At 54.1% G+C, this 12,707-nt stretch carries 13 protein-coding genes; all 13 read right to left on the bottom strand.

Translation table 11 applies throughout. The features are described 5' to 3' along the window. Positions 1-14: 14 nt before the first annotated feature. Positions 15-302 carry a hypothetical protein gene (locus HMPREF0494_RS00280; RefSeq protein ID WP_007122889.1) on the bottom strand — a complete coding sequence of 96 codons (288 nt, stop codon included), beginning with the start codon at positions 300-302 and terminating at the stop codon, positions 15-17. Continuing rightward, complete coding sequence (locus tag HMPREF0494_RS00275) at positions 295-843, bottom strand: NUDIX hydrolase (RefSeq protein WP_007122888.1); 549 nt, start codon at positions 841-843, stop codon at positions 295-297. The genes HMPREF0494_RS00280 and HMPREF0494_RS00275 overlap by 8 nt, the downstream gene beginning before the upstream one ends. A gap of 12 nt (positions 844-855) precedes the next feature. After that, entirely contained in the window at positions 856-1,059 is a 204-nt protein-coding gene (locus tag HMPREF0494_RS00270; protein WP_007122887.1) for a cold-shock protein, read from the bottom strand. Positions 1,060-1,171: 112 nt separating this feature from the next. After that, positions 1,172-3,967, bottom strand: a complete 2,796-nt coding sequence (gene ileS, locus HMPREF0494_RS00265; RefSeq protein ID WP_007122886.1) for an isoleucine--tRNA ligase — start codon at positions 3,965-3,967, stop codon at positions 1,172-1,174. Between the two features lie 295 nt (positions 3,968-4,262). After that, the gene (locus HMPREF0494_RS00260; RefSeq protein ID WP_007122885.1) at positions 4,263-5,018 is read right to left on the bottom strand and encodes a DivIVA domain-containing protein; all 756 of its coding nucleotides are present in this window, start codon (positions 5,016-5,018) and stop codon (positions 4,263-4,265) included. Between the two features lie 15 nt (positions 5,019-5,033). After that, the gene (locus HMPREF0494_RS00255; protein WP_007122884.1) at positions 5,034-5,816 is read right to left on the bottom strand and encodes a YlmH family RNA-binding protein; all 783 of its coding nucleotides are present in this window, start codon (positions 5,814-5,816) and stop codon (positions 5,034-5,036) included. A 9-nt stretch (positions 5,817-5,825) separates the two neighbouring features. Beyond that, positions 5,826-6,089, bottom strand: a complete 264-nt coding sequence (locus HMPREF0494_RS00250) for a YggT family protein (RefSeq protein ID WP_007122883.1) — start codon at positions 6,087-6,089, stop codon at positions 5,826-5,828. A gap of 10 nt (positions 6,090-6,099) precedes the next feature. Then, positions 6,100-6,528 carry a cell division protein SepF gene (locus HMPREF0494_RS00245; RefSeq protein ID WP_007122882.1) on the bottom strand — a complete coding sequence of 143 codons (429 nt, stop codon included), beginning with the start codon at positions 6,526-6,528 and terminating at the stop codon, positions 6,100-6,102. A 78-nt stretch (positions 6,529-6,606) separates the two neighbouring features. After that, on the bottom strand, positions 6,607-7,866 hold the full coding sequence (gene ftsZ, locus HMPREF0494_RS00240) for a cell division protein FtsZ (RefSeq protein ID WP_007122881.1): 1,260 nt from the start codon (positions 7,864-7,866) through the stop codon (positions 6,607-6,609). A gap of 20 nt (positions 7,867-7,886) precedes the next feature. Then, positions 7,887-9,251, bottom strand: a complete 1,365-nt coding sequence (ftsA, locus tag HMPREF0494_RS00235; protein ID WP_007122880.1) for a cell division protein FtsA — start codon at positions 9,249-9,251, stop codon at positions 7,887-7,889. Between the two features lie 117 nt (positions 9,252-9,368). Further along, positions 9,369-10,205 (bottom strand): cell division protein FtsQ/DivIB, encoded by an 837-nt coding sequence (locus HMPREF0494_RS00230; protein WP_040458598.1) that lies wholly within the window; start codon positions 10,203-10,205, stop codon positions 9,369-9,371. Between the two features lie 20 nt (positions 10,206-10,225). Then, the gene (murG, locus tag HMPREF0494_RS00225) at positions 10,226-11,329 is read right to left on the bottom strand and encodes an undecaprenyldiphospho-muramoylpentapeptide beta-N-acetylglucosaminyltransferase (protein ID WP_007122878.1); all 1,104 of its coding nucleotides are present in this window, start codon (positions 11,327-11,329) and stop codon (positions 10,226-10,228) included. After that, positions 11,329-12,705 (bottom strand): UDP-N-acetylmuramoyl-L-alanine--D-glutamate ligase, encoded by a 1,377-nt coding sequence (gene murD, locus HMPREF0494_RS00220; protein ID WP_040458733.1) that lies wholly within the window; start codon positions 12,703-12,705, stop codon positions 11,329-11,331. Before murD ends, murG begins: the two co-directional genes overlap by 1 nt. Positions 12,706-12,707: the final 2 nt, after the last annotated feature.

Below are 12,707 nucleotides of genomic sequence, written 5' to 3'. Positions count from 1 at the left end.
TTTTCCACTCCTCTTTAGCCTACAAAAAATAAAATCAAGTACACGGCAATAATCGCCGCAAGCAAAATAATGATTGCAATATTGAGCTTCCGTTTTAGCACCGCCGTTTTCTGTTCCGCGGTCAGCTGCTTTTGCTCGTCTGCAAACTGTTGCCGGCCGATATTTGACGCCGGCTCCACCGGTGTTTCATCAGCTGCCGGCTGGTCGTTTCCCGCCTGACGCTGCTGACGGGCCAGCTGCTCCCGGTATTCACGGCGGGATAGGGGCCGCTCGCTAAATGATTGCTGCTTATCTTCAGTCATTTTTCATCCCTCGCCAGTAGTAAATTGCCATGATGGTCTTAGCGTCCTCAATCTCGCCCCGGTCAATCATCGCCAGGGCCTGGTCCAGTGTCACCGTCTGCAGGGCGAGCTGTTCATCGGCATCCTGAGGCAGCTCGTGGTCAACCGGCCGCAAACCGGTCGCCAAGTAAAGGGTCATATATTCGTCCATGCAGCCCACCGAGGTATAGAAACCGGCAATCTTCGTCAACCGGTCCGCCTGGTAACGGGTTTCCTCATTCAGCTCCCGAACGGCGGCGTGATCTGCACTCGCCTGGTCGCGTGAATCAACCTTGCCGGCCGGAATTTCCAGGGTGGTCTTGGCAATTGGGGCCCGCCATTGCTTCTCCAAAATCATCTGCTTGTCGGCGGTCAGGGCTAGCAAGGCAACCGCTGGGGCGTGGTGGACGATTTCCCGCTGAGCCTGCCGGCCTTGGGGGGTCAGCACCGTTTGGACTTCTACTTCGATTAAGTGCCCGCGAAATACGGTCTCACTGCTTACCGGTCGTTCTTCAAACTGCATTTCCGTTCCTCCTTAGCTCATCACCTGAACGTGGGCCGCCTGGGGGCCCCGCTTCCCCTGAACCACGACCAGGGAAACCCGATCGCCGGGATGGAGGACCCGCCGGTGCTGGCCCTCAATACCGCTATAATGAACAAAAATTTCGCCTTCCTGGGGAACCGTAATGAATCCCCAGCCCTTTTGCTCATCAAAGCTCTTTACTTTACCTTCAAGCATGTTTTCACCTACTAAATAAAATACCAAGCAACGAACGTCACTTGGTATTTTACACCGCTAGAATTCCCCTGTCATCGATTGACCACTTTCTAGCACTGATTATAAATAAACTTTACTTTTCCAGTCCTTCATCCACCGTTTCGGGGAAGTGCTCCCGGACGATCTTTGCACAACGAGCACAAAGCATTGGGTAGGCGTCATCACTGCCAACGTCTTCCTTGACCATCCGGCAACGGGCACAGGTCTCACCAGCCGCCGGAGCTACCTGGACAGCAACCCCATCGTCGTAGTGGTCAGCAGCTTCCGGTGCTTCATCCAATGGGTGAACATGCAACGCGGAAACGCCGAGCAGCAGAGCAACGTCCTCATCAAGGTCCGTCAACAGCTGTTGCTGCTGGTCATCGAGGTAGAGGTCTACTTGCGCCTCCAAAGACTTCCCGATTTGCTTAGCGTTCCGGGCCTCTTCCAGTCCCTTGAGAACGTGGGAACGGACATCCATAAACCGGTCCCACTGTTCCAGCAAGGCCGCTTCGTTCGCAAAGTTTTGTGGATCCGGAATTTCCGTCAGCTGAACGAAGTCTTCCGGTTCGTCCATGTACTCCCATACCTCTTCGGCAGTGTGCGGCAGGATCGGTGTCAGCAGCTTAACCATCGTCAGCAGAATGTTGTAGAAGACCGTCTGCATGGACCGGCGGGCGTGGGAGTCCGCTGGTTCGATGTACAGGACATCCTTGGCCAGGTTCATGTAGAAGGCGGACAGGTCGTTATTGACGAAGTTGATCAGGAGCTTGTAAGCGTCCAGGAAGTCGTAATTGTCAAAGTCGGCCCGCATCTGCTTCAGGAAGTGGTTGAGCTTGACCAGCATGTACTGGTCAACGCTGTTCAGCTTCTCGTAGGAAACCGTGTCATCCGTCGGCTTGAAGTCACTGGTGTTCGCCAGCAGGAAACGGAAGGTGTTCCGCAGCTTCCGGTAAGCTTCCGAAATCTGTTGGAAGGTTCCCATGGAAACCCGGACATCGGCAGAAGTATCGGCACTCATGACCCAGAGACGGATAATTTCGGCCCCCATCTGCTTGACCACCTTGTTCGGATCAATGACGTTCCCCATTGACTTCGACATCTTCTTCCCCTTCTTATCGAGGGTAAAGCCTTGGGAAACAATCCCCTTGTACGGCGCCTTGCCGGAACAAACGACACTGGTGATCAGACTGGAGTTAAACCAGCCCCGGTACTGGTCCGAACCTTCCAGGTAGAGGTCGGCCGGGTAGGTCAGGTAGTCGCGTTCGGCTAATACCCCTTGGTGGGAAGAACCGGAGTCGAACCAAACGTCCATGATGTCGGTTTCCTTAGTAAACTTGCCGTGGGGCGAGTGTTCATTCGTGTAGCCTTCTGGCAGGAGGTCCTTGGCATCCCGGTCAAACCAGACGTTGGAACCATACTTGGCAAAGAGGTCGGCCACGTGGTTGATGGTTTCTTCTTCCATGATTGGTGTCCCGTCTTCGGCATAGAAGATTGGGAGCGGCACACCCCAGACCCGTTGCCGGGAAATTACCCAGTCGCCACGGTCCCGAATCATGTTGCGCAGGCGCGTCTTCCCCCAGGATGGCTGGTATTTAACGTCTTCTAAGGCATCGAGGATGTCCTGGCGCATCTTGTCGATGGAAACGAACCACTGGTCGGTCGCCCGGAAGATGATCGGCTTCTTGGTCCGCCAGTCAAATGGGTAGGAGTGCTTTAACGGTTCTTCCAGGAGCAGGGAACCCGTTTCCTCCAGCTTCTTTAGGGAAATGTCATCGGCATCCTGGTAGAAGACGCCGGCGAAGTCGGCCCCGTTTTCCTTTGACAGAACCCCCTGGTCGTTGATTGGTGCAAAAATCGGCAGGTTGTGTTCAAGACCAAAGTGGTAGTCATCGTCCCCATAACCCGGTGCCGTGTGGACCAGACCGGTCCCGGCGTCTGCCGTAACGTAGTCCGCCGTCCCAACCAGGATGTCGCGGTCAAGGTAGGGGTGCTTGGTAACCATTCCGTCCAGGGCGGCCCCGGAGAAGTGGTCGACCACTTCAAAGTCTTCCCAGCCCAGCTTGTCAGCCACGCCATCGAGCAGGTCGGTTGCGACAACGAACTGACGGTCATCATTAGCTGGCTTAACCACGGAGTAATCAAACTTGGCGTTCACCGCTACGGCTTCCGATGCTGGAACAGTCCACGGGGTCGTCGTCCAGACTACCAGGTAGGTGTTGTCGTCCAGACGGCCCTTGCCATCCTTAACCTGTTCCGCGAAGAAGGCCGTCTTGGCAACCACGTCATGGTATTCAACTTCGGCTTCCGCCAGGGCGGACTCGGAAGACCATGACCAGTACACCGGCTTCTTCGCTTGGTAGAGCAGGCCCTTCTTGGCAAACTCGCCAAAGACCCGGATCTGCGCCGCTTCAAACTCCTTGTCCAGAGTCAGGTACGGGTGGTCCCACTCGCCGCTAACCCCGAGCCGCTTGAAGTCGGTCCGCTGCTTGTCAACCTGCTCCAGGGCATACTTCCGACAGAGGTCCCGGAATTCCGACGTGGACATCTTCTTGCGGTCATAGCCGGACTTGGTCAGCTGGTGTTCGATTGGCAGACCGTGGGTGTCCCAGCCCGGAACGTAAGGTGCCCGGTAGCCAGACATTGACTTGTAGCGGACGATAAAATCCTTGGAAATCTTGTTCATCGCGTGACCAATGTGAATATTCCCGTTGGCGTACGGAGGGCCATCATGAAGCACGAACGACGGCTTCCCCTCGTTTAATTTCTGCCGTAACTGATAGACCTTGTTTTCCTCCCACAGCTGTTCACGCTGCGCTTCAGTAACCGGTAGCTTCCCGCGCATGGGAAACTTGGTCCGGCCTAAGTTTAACGTATCCTTTACCCGCATAACATCTACTCCTCTCTCGTTCACAACTAATCTTGACCCTAATAAAAAAGCTCCATCCCCAAACAGGGACGAAGCTTGACGTGGTACCACCCATTTTCGAGGCCCAACAGGTGGGCCTCCTCAGATCATTGAATAACGGTCATGGGCCGGCCAGCCTACTAACTTCAGTCTGGCACTCTGAGATGATTAGAAGCGTCGGGGATCCGTCAGTCTTCCACCAAGCACTGACTCGCTGTGGTACCGTACCGGCACTTCACTTCTCTTCAACATTTTATTAGCGTAATTTCGTTGTTTGCTAGTCCTTCTTCTGGTCACTGTCAGGGAAGACAACCACCGTTTTACCCGCGTCAGCCGGTACTGACTGGTCGGCTTCCGGTGCAGCGGGAGCCGGATCACCGTCGGCAGCTGCTTGTTCAACTGCGGGTTGTTGGGCCATCACCGCTTGCTCTTGATCAGTGTCTGAACTAATTGCAGTTGATTCTACACTTTCAGAGGAATCCTTGTCAAGACTCTTTCCCAAAATCTTTTGGATTTCATTGTACTGGTCCATGTCCTCATCGGCCAGGAGCTTGTCCCATTCTTCGCTCTTGACAACCTCAAGTTGGGATTCCAGCATTACCTGGAGCCGCTGGCGGAAAATCCGGGTCTGCTTCTTCAAATCATTAGTTTCAGTCGTCAACTTGCGGGTTTCTTCGGTGCTGTGTTCAATCACCTGGTTGGCCTTTTCGTTGGCTTCCGAAACAATGTCGGTGGCCTGCTTCTGGGCCTCACGAATCATGATGTCCGCTTCCCGTTTAGCGTTGTTTTTGACCTTATCCGCCGCCTCCTGGGCAACCAGGATGGACTTGTTCAGGGAATCCTTCAGTTCACTGAAATACTTCAGCTTGCCCTCGTCTGCCTTAACGGTTTCCTTGAGGGCGTGGTTTTCCTCCGTCAATTCTTGGACGGTCTGCGCCACCGTCGCCATAAATTGCTGAACCTCGTTTTGGTTGTAACCCCGCATCTTGGTTGAAAACTCTTGCTTGTTGATTTGTTCGACAGTTAACCCCATTATTATTCCTCCATTTTATGCATGAACCACAGATAAACTTACTCTTTCCTTGCCCTTGCGCGTTACGCCATGAGTCTCATCCAGGCGGATCCGGCCGCCGTGGCGGACCGAAATCAGGTCGTGCACTACGACCTGCTCATCCGGCCGGTCAACTTCTTCCCAATTTAGGCGGACCTGACCGTGTTCCACCAGCTGCTTAGCCCGGTTGCGTGAATAATTAAAGCCCGCTGCCACAACCGCATCCAGACGCAGGGACGAAACGGTGGTGGTCAGGGCTTCCCAATCTTCAACCGGATGGAGAACGTCCGCCGTTTCTACCGGCCGCCACTTGATTTTGGCCCGGCCGATATGGTTGACGTTCGCCTGTAAATACTTCGCCATCGCCGTGGTCACGACCACCTGCCAGCGGCCCTGGTCGCCGAGGATATCCCCAAAGGCCGACCGCTCCAGTCCTTCGCCAATCAGCGTTCCCATAATCTGCCGGTGGTGGAGCTCCGTAAACTTAGTCGGGTAGTTAACCTCCAGCACCCGCAGCTCGAAGTCGGCCGCAGTCGGCTGGTAGTAAGCCGGGTAAAACAGGACCCGCTGCATCTCGGCACCAGACCAGCCCCCGGCACTCGCCATCTTCACCTCGTCGGCTGCGTTCGCCATTGTCCGTGCAATGTAGCGCTGCCGCGGATTCAAAAATACGGTGAGCACGGGCCGGTACTGGCTGCTGGCCGTACTAATCCAGTCCGCTACCTGGTCGATGAAGGGCCCTTCATTCGGCCGGAAGTGTTGCTTAATATTTTCTTCCATCAGCTAATCCTACACACCAAACAGGTGCCCCAGAGCAGTAATTCCGTTTTGTACAAGGTACAGCACGAAAATCGCAACAACTGGCGAGAAACTGATCCCACCCAGGGGTGGGATAAAGTCAAACCAGCGCATATACGGTTCCACCAGGCGGTTAATGATTTCGCCCAGGCGCGTCCCCCGCGCATTCGGGAACCATGATAAGAGGCACCAAATTACGATTACCCAAATATAGGCATTGATAAGGGTGTTGACCACCCCGAGTACAAACAGCATCGCATTCTCCTTAGTCGTTAAAGTGGTCGCTCTCGGTCTTTAAATTGCTTGAGAGGTTGCCGGAAACCTCAAAGTTGTTCGGCGCACATAAAAAGATTTCCTTACCGATTCGTTTCATTTCACCCTTGATTGCAAAAACCGTCCCGTTTAGGAAATCGACCATCCGAGCCGCGGCTTTGGGATCCATCTGGGTAAAGTTGACGACAATCGCCCGGTCAGCGAGCAGCTGGGAGGCAATTTGCTTCACGTCAGCATACATCCGTGGTTCGTACAGAGAAATCTTACTGGTCATCTGGCCCGCACGACTAGCCTGGCCCTCGCTAAAGGACACAACCTTATTATTCCCCTGGCGACCCGCTGGTTGGGAATTCTCGTAGTATTCCTCCTGCTGGTCCAGGTCATCGTCACCAAATAAGCTCTTCAAAAAGTTTGCTGCCATTGTGCTTTCTCCCTCCTAATCGCAAAAAGGGGGCTGTAATCTAACCGATCGTTAAACCACTCCCCCTTTGCATATTAACTATTTCCGCCGATTCTTAAAGAATGGTGGGGTTGATAAGTTAGCACCATCACCGTCGTCTGTATTAGCCGTATCATCGTTGAAGACATTGAATTCGGGCTTGTCAACGTGTGAAAACTGGTTATCAACGTTCTCGTTAGTGTTGTTATTAACGTCTGCCGTCGGGTCGTTCCAACCGTCAAACGGGTCATTAGCCGGCTGATTTTCACTAGTTTCCTGCTGGCTGCTGCTTGGCGCCGCCGCTTGTTGCGGGGCCGGGCGACTAGCTTGCGCAGCGGGCCGGGCCGGGCTCTTCTTCGGCTTATCGATTCCGGTAGCAATTACCGTTACCCGGACCTCGTCCCCCATGTTCTTATCCAGGGACATCCCAAAGGAGATATCGACGTTGGTCCCCGCCGCCTGCTTGATGACGTCAGACGCCTCTTGGGCTTCGTACATTGCCATATCCTCGCTACCAGTAATGTCCATCAGGACGTGCTGAGCCCCGTCAATGGACAGTTCCAGCAGTGGCGAGGAAATCGCCTTCTTCGTTGCTTCCGTTGCCCGGTTTTCGCCAGTGGAAGAACCAACCCCCATCAAAGCGGCCCCCTGGTTGGACATCAGCGTCTTAATGTCCGCAAAGTCCAGGTTGATGTATCCAGGGGTCACAATCAAATCAGAGATCCCCTGCACACCCTGACGGAGAACGTTGTCGGCCTCCTTAAAGGCTTCCATCATCGGCGTCTTCTTATCAATCATTTCCAGCAGGCGGTTGTTGGCAACGATAATCAGGGTATCAACGTTGGCCTTGAGCTTGTCTAAGCCCTCAATGGCAAACTTGCCCCGGCGTGGTCCTTCAAAGGAGAAGGGCCGGGTAACAACCCCAACGGTCAGTGCCCCACTGTCCTTTGCCAGTTTAGCAACCACTGGAGCGGCACCAGTACCGGTACCACCGCCCATTCCAGCAGTGATAAAGACCATGTCGGCCCCTTCGAGGACCTTTTTAATCGCTTCTTCGCTCTCCTGAGCGGCCTTTTCACCAACTTCGGGGTTTGAGCCGGCGCCCAGTCCCTTGGTCAGCTTTGGTCCCAGTTGGATCTTGGTGGATGCCTTGGAGCTGTTTAAAGCCTGCAAATCAGTATTGGCAACGATAAAGTCAACCCCCTGCACCTTTTCGGTAATCATCCGGTTAACCGCGTTGCCGCCACCGCCGCCGACACCGATTACCTTAATCCGTGCACCAGCAAATTCGTTCTCCATTGTACTTGTCTCGTTGTCCATAGAATCTTTCCTCCGTGAAATTAGTCAAATAGGTTATCAAACATACCCTTGAGTTTATTGCCAAATGAGTGCTTGTTTTCTTTTGGTCCTGCTGACCGTTTCTTCTTGGAACGATCCTCCCCAGAACGCTGTTGTGGCTGATTAGACCACTGGTGAACCAACTGGCGGCTATTGTTCTTTGCTGCCGGTTCTTCCCTTGGACTTTCTATTATATCAGGTTGTTGAATTGTTTGCTTTATTAACTTGTCAACATCCGATAACTGATTTTCGTACATTGCTAAAGCCAGCCCGGTCGCATAGCCCGGGTGCCGGATTCCCATCTGTTGCGGTGAGTAAACCTTGATACTGCCGGCAAAGTATTCCTGGGCCAGCTCCTTGACACCGGGCATTGCCGCGCCGCCACCGATAATGGTTACCCCACCAGGCAGCTCCGGCGCATGGATCGCCTGCAAACGCTGGTGAACCCGTTCAAAGATCTGCCGCAGCCGCGCCTCGATGACCTCTGCCAAATACTCTTCCGTAAACTGTTCCGGTTCGTCTTTACCGACAACGTTGACGTTAATGTTGGCGTCCGCGTCGGCTAAACTATGGTCCGCATAGCCATGGTTCAGTTTGAGCTGCTCGGCATTCTTAAACGAGGTGTTGAGGACCGTGGAAATATCCTTGGTGACGTATTGGCCACCTTCAGGGTCGACAAAGGTGTACTTGAGCTGGTGGTCGTGGATAATACTGGTCGTTGTTTGGCCACCCCCGAGGTCGATTACCACCGTCCCAAAATCCTGCTCCCCGTCATTGAGGAGGTTAAAATCGGTCGCAATCGGGGCGATTACAAAATCTTTAATCTCGTAACCAGCGCGCTGCACCGCCTTCTTAGTGTTGTGAATGATCGTCTTGGGACCGGTATATAGGGTTGCCTTCATCTCCAGCCGAACACTCACCATCCCGCGGGGGTCCTTAATCCCGCCAAAGCCATCGACCGAAAACTCAGTCGGGACCAGGTCCAGGACGGTCCGCTCCGGTGGAATGTTTTGGGTCAGCGTTTCCTTAGCGACGTCAATCACATCCCGGTTGACGATTTCCCGTGACTGACCTTGCGACGCAATCGTAATCATCCCATGCACCTTTTGCATCCGCAGGTAGTTCGCCGGTAGTCCCACAATCAGTTTTTTAATGGTCAGATTTGATTTTTCCTCGGCTTGGGCAACCGCTTGTGAAATCGCGTGGGCAGTTTTATCAATATCAACTATTACGCCATGATTTAGTCCGGTAGAGGGTGCAATCCCTACGCCAACGACTTTTAACTGGCCCTTTACATTCTCGCAAACCAGTGCCTTAATCGAGGTGCTTCCAATATCTAACCCGACAAATACTTCTGAATTATCCATCTGAACGGCACCCTCCTAAAAGCAACAATTATACTTAATTAAAAAAATTGTGTTTTATTTACATCTAAAATCGATTTTACCACATCTTTGCTCGTTCAAAAACGCTTTTTCTGAAAATCACTGTTCACGTGATTTATAGCTGTACGAAAAGGCCCCTACCTGCAGGTCTACTACCCCCGGCTCCTTCATCGTTGCCGCAATTGCGGGGTAGTAAGCCAGCTTCTTGCCAACCGTGTTGAGGTTCGCATAAACGGTATTGCCATCGCGCATATAAATCACCAGCCGGTTCGGCGCATTCTTCTGCGGCCGGTAGCAGACCGTGGAAATACCGTTCCGGACGACCGGCTTAAGCTGGCCAAGCTGCATGGCCGTGGTTTTCAGCTGCTGGCGGTGGTGGTCAAAGTCCTGATACTGGATCTTACTCTGGTCACCCTTAGCAGCCTTCAGCTGACCATTCGCCAAAACGTTATAATCGCGCTGGCCAATCTCAACCGTGCCCACGACGGGGTTCTCCCGAACCACAATCTGGACCGCCCGCGGCCCGCGCAGGTGATAACTGACCGTGGCCACCTGGGGATTCCGCCGGTTGGCCTGCCGGCTGGCTGACCGTTGGGACAGCATCACGCCCCAGATGTACCGGCCCGGCTGGACCCGGGTCGCCTGCTCAACCGCAGCTGCACTGAGGTCATGGTTGCCCCTGACCGTCACCCGGTCAATTTTGCTCAGCGGTGAAATCACGTAAAGCATCAGGAGCAGCACGCCGCCAAACAAGAGGATCAGCTTGAGCACCCGTTCGCCATTGGTTAGGTACCGGTAGACTTTAATTCCCCGGTTCTTGTGCCCAATCCGTTCTTGCGGCTGATCCGGCTGCGCACTTTTGGCCCGGCGCTCTTCCACTTCCGACAACCGCTGTGAATAGCGCTGATGTTCAGAAAACAAATCATCTTGTGCCAAGGCTGCCCCCCCTTTCCGCTTTAACGGTGCTCATCAATTGCCTGGTGAAGGACCTTAATCAGGTGGTCCGCTGCGTCCGGCTTGCCGAGCTGCTTGGCAGCCGTTGCCATTTCACCACGTAATTCGTTATTCTCCATAATCTTATCCGCCTGCAAAAGCAGTGTCCGGGCATCGAGGTGGTCTTCCGTAATCATCACCGCAGCGTTCTTCCGGACCAGTGCCTGGGCATTTTTCACCTGGTGGTTAGCCGTCACGTACGGGCTGGGGATCAGGATGGTGGGAACTCCCAAAGCGGTTACTTCGGCAATGGTGGTTGCCCCCGCCCGTGAAACCAGCGCCGCTACCTTGGGCATCTTTGCCGGCATATCCTTGATGTAGGGAACCACTTTGACGTTGTCGCCAATCTTCACATCCGCTAGTTCCTGCTTGATGTGGTCATAGCGCTTCTGACCGGTTGCAAACAGTACCTGGTAATGGCGGCGGTTAAACTCCGGGAGCGCGTCTACAACCGTTTGGTTGATCTTGGGTGCGCCCTGGCTGCCGCCAAAAATCATCAGTGTTGGCACGTCATCTTTCAGGCCGTAGGTTGACCAGGAAAAGTCGCTGTCCGCCTGGGCGGCCACTTGCTGGGCCCGCGGGTTGCCGACCATCGTCACCTTCTCAGCGGGGAACTGGGCCCGGGCCGCTTCAAAGGCGATCGCAATCTGGTCCACGTAGCGGCTTAAAAACTTGTTGGTGATCCCGACCACGCTGTTCTGCTCATGAATGACCGTTGGAACATGGTGCTTGGCAGCCGCGTACAGGACGGCCCCACTGACGTAGCCCCCGGTTCCCAACACCACGTCCGGCTTGAAGTCCCGGATAATTTTCTTGGCCCGGTGAACCGAGTTTAAGAAAAGGTACACCGTCTTCACGTTTTCCAAAGAAAGGGAACGCTTAAAGCCCTGCATTTTCATCGTTTCCAGCTTGATCCCGGCATCCGGGACAATCTTATTTTCCAAGCCCCGGGTGGTCCCAACGTAGAGGACCTCCGTATCCGGTTCAACCTGTTTCAAACGTTCAATTAAGGCCAGGGCTGGGTAGATATGACCGCCAGTCCCGCCACCAGAAACTAATAACCGCATTAATCCTTCTCCTTTTTACCCGTTAACTTTTCAACTGCTTCGATAAACCGGTCGCCCCGCACCTCAAAGCTCGGGAACTGGTCCCAGCTGGCGTTAGCTGGAGACAGCAGGATAACGTCACCCGGTGCACTGATCTTCCAGGCTTCCGGAACCGCCGTCACGGCATTCTCACTCTCAATGATGGTAGGAATGCCGGCCTGTTCAGCCGCATTCTTCATCTTATCCTTGCATTGGCCAAAGACGATAATCCCCTTTACGTGCTGCTTAAAGTACGGCACCAGCCGTTCAAAGGTGTAGCCACGGTCCAGACCGCCGGCCAGCAGGATTACCGGTTGCTCAAAGCCTTGCAGGGCCACCTCTGTCGCTTCGATGTCGGTCGACTTTGAATCATTGTAGAAGCGCCGCCCCTGGTAATCCAGCACGTATTGCAAGCGGTGGCGGACCCCACTAAAGGTCGTCAGTACGCTCACAATATCCGCGTTGCTGACCCCGCTCAGCTTAGCCGCTGCAACGGCCGCCAGGGCATTTTCCACGTTTTGCGGGCCGATCAGGCGGATATCCTTCGCCGCCATGATCCGTTCCCCGCGCCAATAAATCACACCGTCTTCTTCATAGGCGCCCGCCTGGCTCTTGTTCTGCCGGGAGAACGGGACCACCGTGGCCCGGGTCCGCCGAGCGATTTCTTGCCACTCGTCCCGGTCCCAGTTCATAATCAAAAAGTCATCAGGCGTCTGGTTGCGGGTAATATTGAGCTTGGCATTGATGTAGTTTTCCCGCGTCTTGTGATAGTCGAGGTGGTTGGAAAAAATATTAGTAATAATTGCAATATGCGGGTGGATCGTCGGTGCCCCCAGCAGCTGGAAACTAGACAGCTCCGTCACCAGCGTATCGTCCGGCCCCAGGTCTTCTGCCACCTTGCTGAACGATACCCCGATGTTGCCGGCATACTTTACGTTATGGGTCGAACTCTTCGCCAGCATCAACTGGGTCAAAGTGGTCGTGGTGGTCTTCCCGTTGCTCCCGGTAACGCTGACCAGGTGCCCGGCAAAAATTTCCCAGCCCAGTTCCGCCTCGGTGATAATTGGGGTACCCTTTTCCACAAACTTCGCCACCAGGGGGTTATCGTAGGGAATCCCCGGGTTCTTAACAACAACAGCAAAGTCCCGGTCGGCCAGGCTTAAGGGGTTACTGCCGGTAATTACTTCAATCCCAGCTTCCTTTAAGCCGGCGACCACCGCTGGGTCCTTGGGGGCCTTCAGATCATTTGCGGTGACCCGCGCCCCAAGCTTGACCAGCAGACGGGCAGCGTTCAGCCCGCTAATGCCAAAGCCAATCACCAATACGTCTTTTCCTTGATACTTCGTAATCTTTTTCATCA

Source organism: Limosilactobacillus antri DSM 16041, assembly GCF_000160835.1.
Lineage (GTDB): Bacteria > Bacillota > Bacilli > Lactobacillales > Lactobacillaceae > Limosilactobacillus > Limosilactobacillus antri.
This window is presented reverse-complemented; position numbering and strand designations above follow the sequence as displayed.